Origin of the sequence: Variovorax sp. 54 (assembly GCF_002754375.1) — a bacterium.
GTDB lineage: Bacteria > Pseudomonadota > Gammaproteobacteria > Burkholderiales > Burkholderiaceae_C > Variovorax.
This window is the reverse complement of the sequence record NZ_PEFF01000001.1, coordinates 1,079,050-1,092,409: the sequence shown is the minus strand read 5'-3', so window position 1 is coordinate 1,092,409 and position 13,360 is coordinate 1,079,050. Positions and strand designations below refer to the sequence as shown.

At 68.7% G+C, this 13,360-nt stretch carries 10 protein-coding genes; 7 read left to right on the top strand and 3 right to left on the bottom strand.

What is annotated here, in order from left to right; genetic code table 11:
- Window positions 1-15 precede the first annotated feature (15 nt).
- The 3 genes from CLU95_RS04870 to CLU95_RS04860 are packed head-to-tail and all read left to right on the top strand — an operon-like array spanning window position 16 to window position 3,158.
- Window positions 16-378: a c-type cytochrome gene (locus CLU95_RS04870; RefSeq protein WP_099790933.1), complete on the top strand. Its 363-nt coding sequence runs from the start codon at window positions 16-18 to the stop codon at window positions 376-378.
- 37 nt (window positions 379-415) lie between these two features.
- Window positions 416-889, top strand: coding sequence for a (2Fe-2S)-binding protein (locus CLU95_RS04865; protein ID WP_099790931.1), 474 nt, complete (start codon window positions 416-418; stop codon window positions 887-889).
- Between the two features lie 10 nt (window positions 890-899).
- The gene (locus CLU95_RS04860) at window positions 900-3,158 is read left to right on the top strand and encodes a xanthine dehydrogenase family protein molybdopterin-binding subunit (protein WP_099790929.1); all 2,259 of its coding nucleotides are present in this window, start codon (window positions 900-902) and stop codon (window positions 3,156-3,158) included.
- Window positions 3,159-3,172: 14 nt separating this feature from the next.
- Here the strand turns inward: CLU95_RS04860 and CLU95_RS04855 are convergent, their stop codons facing one another.
- Both CLU95_RS04855 and CLU95_RS04850 read right to left on the bottom strand, forming a co-directional pair.
- Complete coding sequence (locus CLU95_RS04855; RefSeq protein ID WP_180288543.1) at window positions 3,173-4,171, bottom strand: alpha/beta hydrolase; 999 nt, start codon at window positions 4,169-4,171, stop codon at window positions 3,173-3,175.
- Between the two features lie 216 nt (window positions 4,172-4,387).
- Complete coding sequence (locus tag CLU95_RS04850) at window positions 4,388-5,200, bottom strand: helix-turn-helix transcriptional regulator (RefSeq protein ID WP_099790927.1); 813 nt, start codon at window positions 5,198-5,200, stop codon at window positions 4,388-4,390.
- Window positions 5,201-5,303: 103 nt separating this feature from the next.
- Here CLU95_RS04850 and CLU95_RS04845 point away from each other — a divergent pair, with 103 nt between their 5' ends.
- A complete protein-coding gene (locus tag CLU95_RS04845; protein ID WP_099790925.1) occupies window positions 5,304-6,869 on the top strand; it encodes an MFS transporter in 1,566 nt (521 codons plus the stop codon).
- A gap of 3 nt (window positions 6,870-6,872) precedes the next feature.
- Here the strand turns inward: CLU95_RS04845 and mutL are convergent, their stop codons facing one another.
- A complete protein-coding gene (gene mutL, locus CLU95_RS04840) occupies window positions 6,873-8,762 on the bottom strand; it encodes a DNA mismatch repair endonuclease MutL (protein WP_099797119.1) in 1,890 nt (629 codons plus the stop codon).
- Between the two features lie 262 nt (window positions 8,763-9,024).
- On the opposite strand from mutL, the gene CLU95_RS04835 reads away from it, so the two are divergent.
- The 3 genes from CLU95_RS04835 to CLU95_RS04825 all read left to right on the top strand — a co-directional run bounded on the left by CLU95_RS04835 (window position 9,025) and on the right by CLU95_RS04825 (window position 13,356).
- Complete coding sequence (locus CLU95_RS04835; protein ID WP_099797118.1) at window positions 9,025-10,815, top strand: IlvD/Edd family dehydratase; 1,791 nt, start codon at window positions 9,025-9,027, stop codon at window positions 10,813-10,815.
- Window positions 10,816-11,135: 320 nt separating this feature from the next.
- On the top strand, window positions 11,136-11,957 hold the full coding sequence (locus CLU95_RS04830) for a fumarylacetoacetate hydrolase family protein (protein ID WP_099790923.1): 822 nt from the start codon (window positions 11,136-11,138) through the stop codon (window positions 11,955-11,957).
- 46 nt (window positions 11,958-12,003) lie between these two features.
- The gene (locus tag CLU95_RS04825) at window positions 12,004-13,356 is read left to right on the top strand and encodes an MFS transporter (protein WP_099790921.1); all 1,353 of its coding nucleotides are present in this window, start codon (window positions 12,004-12,006) and stop codon (window positions 13,354-13,356) included.
- Window positions 13,357-13,360: the final 4 nt, after the last annotated feature.

The window sequence follows — 13,360 nt, the reverse complement described above, 5'->3', positions numbered from 1 at the left end:
ATGATGAAAAAAGAAATGACCCACGACGAACGAAACCCGCTTCGCGGCATCGACCGCCGCATCACCGCCTCGCTCGTGGCCGCACTGGCTGTCGGCGTGAGCATCGCCTGGCCCGCACCCGCCGTCGCCAGCACCGCGCTGGCGCAGAAGTACGCGTGCGTGGCCTGCCATCAGCCCGCCGTGAAGGTGGTGGGCCCTTCCTGGAAAGAGATCGGCGCGCGCTACGGCGACGGCAAGGGCACGGCCGCGCAGCTGGTGGCCAGCATCAAGGGCGGCAGCTCGGGCAAGTGGGGCGCGATGCCCATGCCCGCGCAACCCCAGGTGCCCGAGGCCGACCTGCAGGCGCTCGCGCAATGGGTGCTCGACGGCGCCAAGTGAATCGAATCCTTCAACTCAACCCACGGAGAACAACAACATGAGCGCGCTCCACGTCAACGGCCGTGACCACATGGTCGACGCCGACCCCGGCACCCCCATCCTCTGGGCCCTGCGCGACACGCTGGGCATGACCGGCACCAAGTTCGGGTGCGGCGCGGCGCTGTGCGGCGCCTGCACCGTGCACATGGACGGCCAGGCCATCCGCTCGTGCATCACGCCCATCGCGGCGGCCGAGGGCAAGAAGATCACCACCATCGAAGCCGTGACCGGCGGCAGCGACCGCGTCGGTGCGGCGGTGCATGCCGCGTGGGTCAAGCATGACGTCGCGCAGTGCGGCTACTGTCAGAGCGGCCAGATCATGAGTGCGACCGCCTTCCTGCAGTCGCTGCCCAAGGGCAAGCAGCCCAGCACGGACGAGATCGACTCGGCCATGGCCGGCAACATCTGCCGCTGCGGCACCTACGCCCGCATCCGCGCCGCCGTGGCCGATGCGGCCAAGACCCTCGCCTGAAGGAGCCGACATGCTGCCAAACATCGACTACAACGAACTGCCGCGCGCGCTGCAGCGCCTGATGGCCCAGCCTGCGACCGATGAAGCCGACGAGGTCGCCACGCTGCCGCGTCGCAGCTTCCTGAAGATGGCCGGCGCCGGGGGGCTCGTACTCGGCGCCTTCCCCCACATGGCCATGGCGCAGGCCGACGGCCCGGCCAAGGCCGGCGGCGCGCTCAAGCCGACGCAACAGCCCTCGGCCTTCGTGCAGATCGCGCCCAACGGCGAGGTCACGGTGACCATCAACCGCCTCGAGTTCGGCCAGGGCGTGCAGACCGGCCTGCCGATGATCCTGGCCGAAGAGCTCGATGCCGACTGGGCCCTGGTGCGCAGCCGCAGCGGCACCAACGATGCGGCCTACGCCGACCCGCTGTTCGGCATGCACCTGACCGGCGGTTCCAACTCGATCAAGAACAGCTACACGCAGTACCGCGAACTGGGCGCGCGTGCGCGGGCCATGCTGCTGTCGGCAGCGGCGCAGCGCTGGAAGGTCGACGTGGCCACGCTGCGCACGCAGGCCGGCACGGTCATCGGCCCGGGCGGCCGCAAGGCGGGCTACGGCGAGCTGGCCGAAGCGGCCATGGCGCTGCCGGTGCCCGAGAAGGTCACGCTGAAGAACCCGAAGGACTTCCGCATCATCGGCCGCCCGACCACGCGCCTGGACGCGCGCGCCAAGAGCAGCGGACGGCAAGACTTCGGCATCGACGTGAAGCAGCCCGGCCTGCTCACGGCCGTGGTGGCGCATCCGCCGGTGTTCGGCGCCCGCCTGGCCTCGGTGGACGACAGCGCCGCGCGCGCCGTCAAGGGCGTGAAGGCCGTGCTGCGCATTCCCTTGGACCGCGGTGCCGAGGGTGTGGCCGTGGTGGCCGACGGCTACTGGCCGGCCAAGCTCGGCCGCGACGCGCTCAAGCTGCAGTGGGACACCGCCGCCGTCGAGAAGGTCGACAGCGAGAAGCAACTGGCGCAATACCGTCAACTGGCCGGCCGCCCTGGCAACCGCAAGTTCGACGCCGACATGGCGCCGCTGGCCAATGCACCGCACAAGCTCGATGCCGAGTTCGTGTTTCCCTACCTGGCCCACGCGCCCATGGAGCCGCTGAACTGCACCGTGAAGCTGACGGACGGTCGCGCCGAGTTGTGGGTCGGCACGCAGTCGGCCGACCTCGACGGCCAGGCCGCGGCGCGCACGCTGAAGCTCGATCCGGCGCAGGTGAAGGTGAACGTGCAGATGGCGGGCGGCGGTTTCGGCCGGCGCTTCGTGGGCTCGAGCGACTTCGTGGTCGAGGCCTGCGAGATCGCCAAGGCCGTGCGCACCGCGGGCCTGAAAGACGCCCCCGTGCGCCTGCTGTGGAGCCGCGAGGACGACATCAAGGGCGGCTACTACCGTCCCATGCACCTGCATCGCGCACGCGTCGGTTTCGACGAGCGCGGCAAGATCCTCGCGTGGGACCACGTGATCGTGGGCCAGTCGATCACCGGTGGCACGGTGTTCGCCGGCTCCATGGTGAAGGACGGCATCGACGCCACGGCCGTCGAAGGCATGCGCGATCCGTACCCCGTGCCGATGCGCCTCACGGTGCATCACCCGCAGGTCAACGTGCCGGTGCTGTGGTGGCGCAGCGTGGGTTCCACGCACACGGCCTTCGTGATGGAAACGCTCATCGACGAGATCGCCCGCAGCACCAAGCAAGACCCGGTGGCCTACCGCATGAACCTCTTCGGCGACAAGCACCCGCGCCACCGTGCCGCGCTGCAGCTGGCGGTCGACAAGAGCGGCTACGGCAAGAAGAAGCTCGCGGATGGCCGCGCCTGGGGCGTGGCGGTGCACGAGTCCTTCGAGTCGGTGGTGGCCTATGTGGTCGAAGCGTCGGTGAAGGACGGCCAGCCCGTGCTGCACCGCGTGACTTCGGGCGTGCACTGCAACCTGGCGGTGAACCCGCGCAGCGTGGAAGCGCAGGTGCAGGGCGCGGCGGTGATGGGGCTGTCGACCTGCCTGCAGGGGAGTGCCATCACGTTGAAGGACGGCGTCGTGCAGCAGGGCAACTTCGGCGACTTCACGGTGGCGCGCATCACGCAGATGCCGGAGTTCGATGTGCACATCGTGCCGAGTGCCGATGCGCCCAAGGGCATGGGAGAACCGGGCCTGCCGCCGCTGGCGCCTGCGTTCGCCAACGCCGTCGCGCGGTTGACGGGCAAGCCCTTGCGCCAGCTGCCGTTCGACCTGGCGTGAGTGGCTGAAGAAACCTAGATGGCGGCGGGGGCGGGCGGCGTGTGCGCCTCGCCCCGCACCTCTTGCGGCGACAGCGCGGCGGAGGGCAGTGAAGAAGGCAGCGAAGGCTGCGGCGACACCAGCCGCGGCTGCGGCCGGTTGTCCGCCACGGTGCTGCTGCCCTCGGGCTTCATGCGGAACAGCTGCGACAGTGCCGCGCGGTACTGCGTCGCGCCCACCGAGTTGGTGTTGTGGTGTGAGCCGCCTTCGACCAGCACGAACATCTTGGGCACCGTGGCCGCGTCGTACAGCTTGCGCCCGAGCGTCGGGTTGATCAGGCTGTCGGCGGTGCCGTGCACCACCAGCAGCGGCGCGCCGATGTCCTTGACGGTGTTGATCGCCTCGAAGCGCTGCGTGATGAAGGGGCCGAAGGGCAGCCAGCCCCACTTGAAGCTGCTGGCCACGTCGGCGATGGAGGTGAAGGTGCTCTCGACGATGGTGCCGCTCTCGTCGTTCACCGTGGCCGCCAGGTCGATGCCGATGGCGCCGCCCAGCGAGTGGCCGAAGATGTAACGGTGCTGGCGCGGATGGCGCGCGGCGAGCCAGGTCCAGGCGGCGCGGGCGTCTTCGCGGGCCGAGGCTTCCGAGGGCAGGCCCTTGGAGCTCTTGCCGAAGCCGCGGTAGTCGATGGCCAGCACCGAGAAGCCCAGCTCGTGCATGCGCTGGATGCGCGGCGCCGAGCCGGCCACGTTGTAGCGCGCACCATGCAGGTACAGCAGCACGGGGGTCTCGGTGGTTTCGGGGGCGCCGCCGAGCCACAGGCCGTGCAGGCGTGCGGGCTCACCGGTGATGGACGATTGAAAGTCGATCCACACGTCCTGCATGCCTTCGGTCATCTGGGCCGAGTTGCCCCAGCTGCGGTCGCTGGGCTGAAAGATCCATTCACGCTGGCGTTCGTCGAGGGTCGAACAGCCGGCGGCCAGGAGGGCACAGAGCGAAAAGATGGACGCGAGGAGGGGCCAGCGTTTGATCATTGCGTGGAGGGACAGCGAAAGTCGGCCGAAAGTTCATCTGCTTGCTTTCTGAAACGCGTCGGCATCGCGAGTCATATCCCCCCTGTGCAGCGCTCGCCGGCGCCTGGCACGAGACCATGCAACGTGCGTGCCCGCACCGTGGATGACGCCGCAAAACGCTCGAAAACCCTCAAAAACGACGCTGACAGCGGTGATCTGCCCCGCAGGCAGCGTGGTTCAGCCGGGTGCCGGCTGCACGAAATACACCACCATCCGCAGGTGGCGGTGTGTGTCGACCACCAGCGTTTCGTGGTGAAACTCCAACGGTCCGGTGTCGGTCCTGTCGGCCATCCGTACGCATCCGAGGCCGCGCCGGGCGGTCGCGCTGTCGGGCGTGTCCCACCAGCGGCGGAAGTCGGGCGAGAGTTCTTTCAGGTCCGCAACCAGGCCCAGCATGGCCGGATCGTCCGGTGCAATGGCGAAGTCGTATCGGAATTGCGCCAGCAGCCGGGGCGCATCGTCGCGCCAGGCGGGCAGGCGCCGCCGCAATTCAGGGTCGGCGAACACCATGCGAAGCAGGTTGCGCACTTCGGGTTCGCGCGCGCTGAAGCCGAAGAGCGCCTCGGCCGCGGCGTTCCAGGCCACGACGTCCCAGCGCAGGTTGCACACGTAGGCAGGGCGGGTCGGCAGGTCGTCCATCAGCTGCTGGATCTGGGGCGTGACCGACACCGGCTGATAGGCCTCCGGCGGCGGCGGGCGCTTGTGGGCCAGCAGGAACAGGTGGCTGCATTCGGCGTCGTCGAGCTTCAAGGCATGCGCCACGCCGAGCAGGAATTTCTGCGACACCTGGATCTCGCGCCCCTGCTCGAACCACGTGTACCAGGTGAGCCCCACGCCGGCCATCACCGCGACTTCTTCGCGCCGCAGGCCGGGCGTGCGGCGCCGCCCCTGGGAGGGCAGGCCGACGTCGGCGGGCGACAGCTTCCGGCGGTGCCGGGTCAGGAACTCCGACAGCTCGTTTTTGGTGCGGCTGAGGCTGCGCTCGATCAAGGGTGTTGCTTCCAGTAATAGGATAAATGCTTAAATTGTAATGTGATGATCTTGTCCTGAAGATGGGGCTTCCGCAACCCGAACGCGCGCCCGGAGGCCCCTTTTGACAGCACCTTGCGATTCACTTTCCCTTTCTGAAGGCCTTCCGACCACGAGGCGCGAAGGCCGAGCTGGCGCCCGCGAATGGACCGGGCTGGCGCTGCTGGCGCTGCCGACCTTCCTGCTCGGCCTCGACCTCACGCTGCTGCACCTCGCATTGCCCGCGCTGGCCCTGGACCTGCGCCCCACGAGCGCGCAGGCGCTGTGGATCGTCGACGCCTACGGTTTCATGATTGCCGGCTTCCTCGTCACGATGGGCACGCTGGGCGACCGCATCGGGCGGCGCAAGCTGCTCATGGTCGGCGCGGCGGCGTTCGGCGTGGCGTCGGTGATCGCGGCCTCTTCGACCAGCGCCAACCAGCTGATCGCCGCACGTGCCGTGCTCGGCGTGGCGGGCGCGACGCTGATGCCGTCGACGCTGGCGCTGATCAGCAACATGTTCCTGCACCCGCACCAGCGCGCGCTGGCCATCGGGCTGTGGGCGACCATGTTCGCGCTCGGCATGGCGGCCGGGCCCGTGGTGGGCGGCGTGCTGCTGGCGCACCACGGCTGGGGCGCGGCCTTTCTCGTCGCGCTGCCGGTCATCGGGCTGCTGCTGGTGGCTGCGCCGTTCCTGCTGCCGGAGTACCGCGCGCCGCAACAGGGGCGGCTCGATCTGCCCAGCGTCGCGCTGTCGCTGCTCGCCTTGCTGCCGGTGGTCTACGGCATCAAGCAGGTCGCCAAGGACGGGCTCGGCGTGGGGGCCGTGCTGGCGCTCGTCGGTGGGCTGGTTTTCGCGCTGCTGTTCGTGCGGCGACAACGTCGGCTGCGCCATCCGCTGATCGACCTCGACCTGTTCGCCAGCCGGGCTTTCAGCGTTGCGCTGGTGGTGCTCCTGGTCGGGCTGGTCGGTGTCGGCGGCACGATGCTGCTGGTGACCCAGTACCTGCAATTGGTGGCAGGGCTGTCACCGCTCGCGGCCGGGCTGTGGATGGGGCCGCCGGCGCTTGCCATGGTGGCGGCCGGCATCACGGCGCCGCTGCTGGCGCGACGCATCCGGCCGGGCCATGTGATGGCGGGCGCGCTGGGGCTGTCGGTCGTGGGGTATCTGATGCTGAGTCAGCTCGATCGCACGCCGCATGGCATTGCGCTGGTGACGGCCTCGTTCTCGCTCGTGTACCTCGGCCTGGGCACCATCGCCGCGCTGGGGACCGACCTGGTGGTGGGCGCCGCGCCGCCCGAGAAGGCCGGGTCGGCCTCGGCCCTGTCCGAAACGGTGCAGGAGCTGGGCCTCGCCGTGGGCATCGCCACGCTGGGCAGCCTGACGACGGCGGTGTATCGCTCGCGGATGGGCGAGCCGATCGACGGCATGAGCGTGGCCCTTCAACGCGCGGCATCGGACAGCCTGGCCGGCGCCACGTCGGTGGCGCACGAACTGCCTGCCGGCGTGCTGGAACAGGCGCAAGCCGCCTTCCTCGCGGGACTGAATGCAGCCGCAGCCACCAGCGCCGTCAGCATTGCGGTCCTGGCGGTGCTGGCCGCCGTCACGCTGCGGCATGTCGGCGCAGCCGCCGACGAAACGAAAAGCTGAGGCCTACCGCCCGCGCATGAACAGCGAATCGAGCTCGCGGATCGACAGCTGGCGCCAGGTCGGCCGGCCGTGGTTGCACTGGTCGGAGCGCTCGGTGGCTTCCATCTGGCGCAGCAGGCCGTTCATCTCGTCGATGGTCAGTTTGCGGTTGGCGCGCACCGCGCCATGGCAGGCCATGGTCGACAGCAGCTCGTTCTGCGCGCGCTGCACCACGGTGCTCGCGTCGTGCTGGCCCAGCTCGGCGAGCACGCTGCGCGCCAGCTCCACCGGGTCGCCGTCGGCCAGCGTGCCGGGCACGGCGCGCACCGCCAGCGTGCGGGCCGAGAAGGGCGTGATCTCCAGCCCCAGCGTGGGCAGCACCTCGGCGCAGGCTTCGGCCGTGGCCACTTCCTGCGGCGTGGCGGCGAAAGTGGCCGGAATCAGCAGCGGCTGGCTCGTGATGGCCGCGCCGTCGAGCTGGGTCTTGAGCCGTTCGTAGACGATGCGCTCGTGCGCCGCGTGCATGTCGACGATCACGAGGCCCTGGCTGTTCTCGGCCAGGATGTAGATGCCCTGCAGCTGGGCCAGGGCGCGGCCGAGCGGCCAGGCGTCCTGGTTCATGACGGGGGCAGGCGCGGGCGCTTCGCTGTCCGGCAGCCCGACCGGTGCGCGGAACGACATCGCCGGGGCTTCGGTCTGCCACTGCGACGCGCCCGTGACCAGCGCGTGTCCCTGTTCCTCGGTGCGTCGCGGCCACATGGCCTCGAAGTCGCCGGTGCCGCGCTCGCGTGCCTGGAACGGGATCGCGGGCTGCGACCAGCTTGCGCTCGGCGGCAGCGGCGTCTGCTTGAAGAAAGGCTGCGGCGGTGCGTCGGCCGGTGCCAGGGCGTCGCCGGCGCGCGGCGCGGCCAGTGCGTCCTCGATGGCATGGCGCACCGCCTGGTGCACCTCGCGCCCGTCGCGGAAGCGCACCTCGATCTTGGTCGGGTGCACGTTGACGTCGACGCGCGCGGGATCGATCTCCAGGTACAGCACATACACCGGCTGGCGCTGGCCGTGCAGCACGTCTTCGTAGGCGCTGCGCACGGCGTGCGACAGCACCTTGTCGCGCACGAAGCGGCCGTTGACGTAGAAGAACTGCTGGTCGTTGCGCGAGCGCGCCGCATCGGGAATGCCGGCACGGCCGACCACGCGCACCGGGCCGCCTTCGCGCAGCACAGAGACGCTCTGCGACACGAAGTCGTCGCTCAGCGCATCGGCCAGCCGCTGCTCGGGCGTGGCGGCGGCGCGCCACTGTTCGATCAGCTTGCCGTCGTGCCAGACCGAAAAGCCCACCTCGGGCCGCGCCAGCGCATGGCGGCGCACGGCCTCTATGCAGTGGGCCAGCTCGGTGGCGTCGGTCTTCAAGAATTTGCGCCGCGCGGGCGTGGCAAAGAACAGCTCGCGCACCTCGACCGTGGTGCCCACGGAACGGGCAACAGGCCGCAGTTCGCCGGTGCCGCCGTCGAGCACGAAGGCGCTGTCGGCGCCGGTGAAGCGCGAGAGGATGCTGAGCTCGGCAATCGCGTTGATGGCCGCGAGCGCCTCGCCGCGAAAGCCCATGGTGCCGACTGTTTCGAGGTCGCTCAGGCTCGCGATCTTGCTGGTGGCGTGGCGGCGCAGCGCCACCGTGAGTTCTTCGCGCGGAATGCCCCCGCCGTCGTCTTCGACCGAGATCAGCCGCACGCCGCCCGAGGCCAGCCGCACGGTGATCTGGCGCGCGCCGGCGTCCAGCGCGTTGTCGAGCAGTTCGCGCACCACCGAGGCGGGGCGCTCGACCATTTCACCGGCGGCGATCTGGCTGATCAGCTCGTCGGGGAGTTCACGGATCGGGCGGCGTTCGGCGGGGGGGAGGGAGGAGGGGAGGGCACTCACCGGAAACATTCTAAAAGCGGGGCGCAGACCGGGCGATTCCCAGGGTATCGGGGTGTCCGGGCGGTGTATTTGGCGCGCTTATACCGATCCTCAACCGATCTCATTGGCTTTGGCGAAGGCGAAAACCTAAGCTCCCTCTCGCCAACGTATTCGCACCACAAACAAGAACGCACCGGAGACACCCAGGACACCGCCATGGCACGCCGCCATGCCGCGCAGGGGGCCGCCGCGCGCGTTCGCCGACCCCCTGAAAGCCGACGCCATGACGACACCCCGCCCCCTGCGCTCCGCCGCCTGGTTCAACAACCCGGAACACAGCGAACTCTCGGTCCTGCACCTGGCCTGGTTCCTGAACTACGGCCTCACCCGCGAAGAGCTGCAATCGGGCAAGCCGATCATCGGCATCGCGCAAAGCGGCTCCGACCTCACGCCCTGCAACCGCCACCACCGCGAGCTGTCGCTGCGGGTGCGCGAAGGCATCCGCGAGATGGGCGGCATCGCGATGGAATTTCCGATGCACCCGATCCAGGAGAACGGCCGCCGCCCGACCGCTGCGCTCGACCGCAACCTGGCCTACCTGGGGCTCGTCGAGATCCTCACCGGCTACCCGATCGACGGCGTGGTGCTGACCACCGGCTGCGACAAGACCACGCCCGCCGCGCTGATGGCCGCGGCCACCGCCAACATCCCCGCCATCGTGCTGTCGGGCGGCCCGATGCTCAACGGCTGGCACGAAGGCCAGCGCACCGGCACCGGCACCACGCTGTTCAAGGCGCGCGAGCTGTTCGCCAAGGGCAGCATCGACTTCCCCGGCTACATCGACCTCGTGGGCTCCACCGTGCCCTCGGCCGGCCACTGCAACGTGATGGGCACCGCCTCGACGATGAACGCGCTGGCCGAAGCGCTGGGCATGAGCCTGCCCGGCTGCGCGGCCATTCCCGCGCCGTACCGCGAGCGCGGCCAGATGGCCTACGAAACGGGCCGCCGCATCGTCGACATGGTGCGCGAAGACCTCAAGCCCTCGGACATCCTCACGCGCTCGGCCTTCGAGAACGCGATCGTCGTCAACTCGGCCATCGGCGGTTCGACCAACGCACCGATCCACCTCATCGCCATCGCCAAGCATGCGGGTGTCGAGCTGAACATCCAGGACTGGGAAACGGTCGGCCTCGAGGTGCCGCTGCTGCTCGACATGCAGCCCGCCGGCAAGTACCTCGGCGAAGAGTTCTACCGCGCGGGCGGCGTGCCCGCGGTGGTGGCCGAACTGCATCGCCACGGCCTGATTCGCACCGACGCGCGCACCGTCAACGGCCACACGCTGGCCGTCAACTGCGCCGACGTGCCCGTGAAAGACGCCGACGTCATCCGTCCCTTCGAACAGCCGTTGCGCGAGAACGCCGGCTTCCTCGTGATGTCGGGCAACCTGTTCGACAGCGCGATCATGAAGACCAGCGTCATCTCCGACGAGTTCCGCGCGCGCTACCTGAGCAAGGCCGGCGACCTCGACGCCTTCGTGGGCCGCGCCATCGTGTTCGACGGCCCGGAAGATTTCGAAGCCCGCATCGAAGACCCGTCGCTGGACATCGACGCGAGCTGCATCCTGTTCATGCGCGGCGTCGGCCCCATCGGGCACCCGGGCTCGTCGGAGGTGGTCAACATGCGCGCGCCGTCGCACCTGCTCAAGAGCGGCGTGTCGGCCTTGCCCTGCATCGGCGACGGCCGCCAGTCGGGCACCTCGGGCTCGCCGTCGATCCTCAACGCCTCGCCCGAAGCCGCCGCAGGCACGGGCCTGGCATTGCTGCAGACCGGCGACAAGGTGCGCGTGGATCTGAAGGAACGCACCGTCAACATGCTCGTCGACGACGAGGTGCTGCAGACCCGCGCCCGCGACCTCGAGGCGAAGGGCGGCTACCCGATTCCCGCGAGCCAGACGCCGTGGCAGGAAATCCAGCGCGCGATGGTGGACACGCTGTCCGAAGGCATGGTGCTGAAGCCGGCGACCAAGTACCAGCGGGTGGCGCAGACCGCCGGGATTCCGCGTCGGAATCACTGAGGACTGCTGTTGTTCATGGCGACGCTCCCGCCGACGGGGAGCCTTGCTCCGCGAATGTCCCCCGGGGCTGCGCCCCTCCTCCTTGATTTCGCTGCGCAAGGCACCCCATCGACGTGAGCGTCATCAGCGCGGTCGTTGATCGGGCCAGCACAACGACAGCGCCCAGTGTGCTCAGGGCACTGGGTGCTTCCCGCAGCGAAATCAAGGAGGAGGGCGAAGCCCGGGGGACATTCGCGGAGGGAAGTACCCGGTGGCCTGAGCACACGCCCTGAACGACCACGGCCAAAAGAATTTTTTCAAATCAAAAGAAGGAGTCAGACATGAAGTGGATGAGCGTTCAAACGCCGCAGGGCCCCCGCGTGGGCTACATCAAGGACGGCGCATTGCAGCCCGTCGATGCGGCCCACATGCAGGACATCGTCGAAGGGAAAGCCTGGAACGATGCAGGCAATCCGATCCCCCTCGCCGACATCAAACCCACGCTGCCGTTCGCACCGAGAAACATCATCTGCATCGGCGCCAACTACCGCGACCATTGCATCGAAACCGGCCTGGCCATCCCCGAGAAGCCCGTCGTCTTCGCCAAGTTCACCAACACGCTGGCGGCCGATGGCGACGCGATCACCTGGCCCGAAGGCTTCACCGAGAAGGTCGACTGGGAAGCCGAACTCGGCGTTGTCATCGGCAAACGCGCGCAGGGCGTGAGCGAAGCGGATGCGCTCTCGCATGTGTTCGGCTACGTCGCCGCCAACGACGTGAGCGCGCGCGACGTGCAACTGGGCGAGGCCCAATGGGTGCGCGGCAAGTCGCTCGACGGCTTCTGCCCGCTCGCGCCCACCGTCGTCACGCGCGACGAAGTGGCCGACGTGCAATCGCTGGGCATTCGCTGCCTCGTCAACGGCGAGGCCGTGCAGTCGTCCAACACGAGCGAAATGATCTTCTCGGTCGCGTTCCTCGTCGCGTACCTCTCGCGCGCCATCACGCTCGAACCCGGCGACCTGATCCTCACCGGAACGCCCGCCGGCGTCGGCCTGGGCCTCAAGCCGCCACGCTTCCTGAAGCGCGGCGACGTGGTCTCGGTCGAGATCGACGGGCTCGGCGCGGTGACCAATCCGGTCCACGGCGCGGTCGCACGCGGCTAGTCTCGGTAGCTTCCAGACAGACATACCTATTCAGGAGACAACAACAATGACAACCACGAGTCCCTACGGCGAGCTGGTCACAGGCGCCATTCACAAGGCGCGCTGGCGCCTGCTGCCCATGCTGATCGTCATGTACATCATGTCGATTCTTGACCGCGTGAACGTCGGCTTCGCCAAGCAGGCGCTGCAGATCGACACCGGCCTGAGCAACAGCGCCTTCGCGCTCGGCGCCGGCATCTTCTTCGTGAGCTACGCGATCTTCGAAGTGCCGAGCAACGTGATTTTGTCGCGCGTCGGCCCGCGCATCTGGCTGTGCCGGATCATGGTCACCTGGGGGCTCGTGGCGTCGGCCATGATGTTCGCGACCAGCGAGACCTCGTTCTACGTGCTGCGCTTCCTGCTCGGCATTGCGGAGGCAGGCTTCTACCCCGGCGTGCTGCTCACGCTGACCTACTGGTTCCCGGCGAAGGTGCGCGCGCAGGCCAACGGCATTTTGCTGTTCGGCTTTGCGGGCGCGCTTGTCATCGGCGGGCCGATCTCCGGCGCGCTGCTCGACATGAACGGCATCGGCGGCCTCAAGGGCTGGGAGTGGATGTTCCTCATCGAGGGCCTGATGGCCGTGGTGGTGGGCATCGTGGCCTTCTTCGTCATCGTCGACCGGCCGCACAACGCGCCCTGGCTCACGACCGCGCAGCAGAACGCGCTGCAGGCCGTGCTCGACCAGGAAGCGGCGGAAAAGTCAGCCGACAGCCCGCAGACCGTGTGGCAGACCCTGTGCAATCCGCGGGTCATGTTCTTCGCGCTGAACTTCTTCATCGTGCAGATCGCCGCCTACGGCCTCATCTTCTATCTCCCGACCCAGGTCGCGCAGATCCTGGGCCAGAAGATCGGCCTCCTGGTCGGCTTCGTCACCAGCATTCCGTGGCTGCTGGCGCTGTTCGTCGTGTACTTCGTCACGCGCTGGTCCGACCGTCACCATGACCGTCGCCGCGTCACCGTGGCCACGCTGTACACGATCTTCGGTGTGTGCGTGTGCCTGTCGGCGCACGGCTCGCCGGTCTTCGCGATCGCGGCGCTGTCGATCGGTGCGTCGACCTACCTGTCGGGCACGCCGATCTTCTATGCCTTCCTGTCGGAGCGGCTGTCGGGGCTGGGCATTGCCACCGGCATCGCGCTGGTCAACTCCATCGGCAACCTGGGCGGCTTCGTGGCGCCCAACTTGCGGACCTACGTGGAGCAGAACCACGGCGGTTCGGCCGCGGGGCTGTACACGCTGGGCAGTGCGGCGTTGCTGGCTGCACTGATGCTGGCGCTCATGCCGAAGGGCTGGCGTGTGGCGAAGAAGAGCGGGGCGGCGGCGGCACCGGCGGCCGTGCGCGACGGCCGGGCGCGCGCCTAGTCGG

Excerpts from the sequence above, each read along its gene's own strand:
- CLU95_RS04870 (WP_099790933.1), top strand. The coding sequence starts at position 16 with ATGACCCACGACGAACGAAACCCGCTTCGCGGCATCGACCGCCGCATC.
- CLU95_RS04855 (WP_180288543.1), bottom strand. The coding sequence starts at position 4,171 with ATGATCAAACGCTGGCCCCTCCTCGCGTCCATCTTTTCGCTCTGTGCC.
- CLU95_RS04830 (WP_099790923.1), top strand. The coding sequence starts at position 11,136 with ATGAAGTGGATGAGCGTTCAAACGCCGCAGGGCCCCCGCGTGGGCTAC.
- CLU95_RS04835 (WP_099797118.1), top strand. The coding sequence starts at position 9,025 with ATGACGACACCCCGCCCCCTGCGCTCCGCCGCCTGGTTCAACAACCCG.
- CLU95_RS04865 (WP_099790931.1), top strand. The coding sequence starts at position 416 with ATGAGCGCGCTCCACGTCAACGGCCGTGACCACATGGTCGACGCCGAC.
- CLU95_RS04825 (WP_099790921.1), top strand. The coding sequence starts at position 12,004 with ATGACAACCACGAGTCCCTACGGCGAGCTGGTCACAGGCGCCATTCAC.
- CLU95_RS04860 (WP_099790929.1), top strand. The coding sequence starts at position 900 with ATGCTGCCAAACATCGACTACAACGAACTGCCGCGCGCGCTGCAGCGC.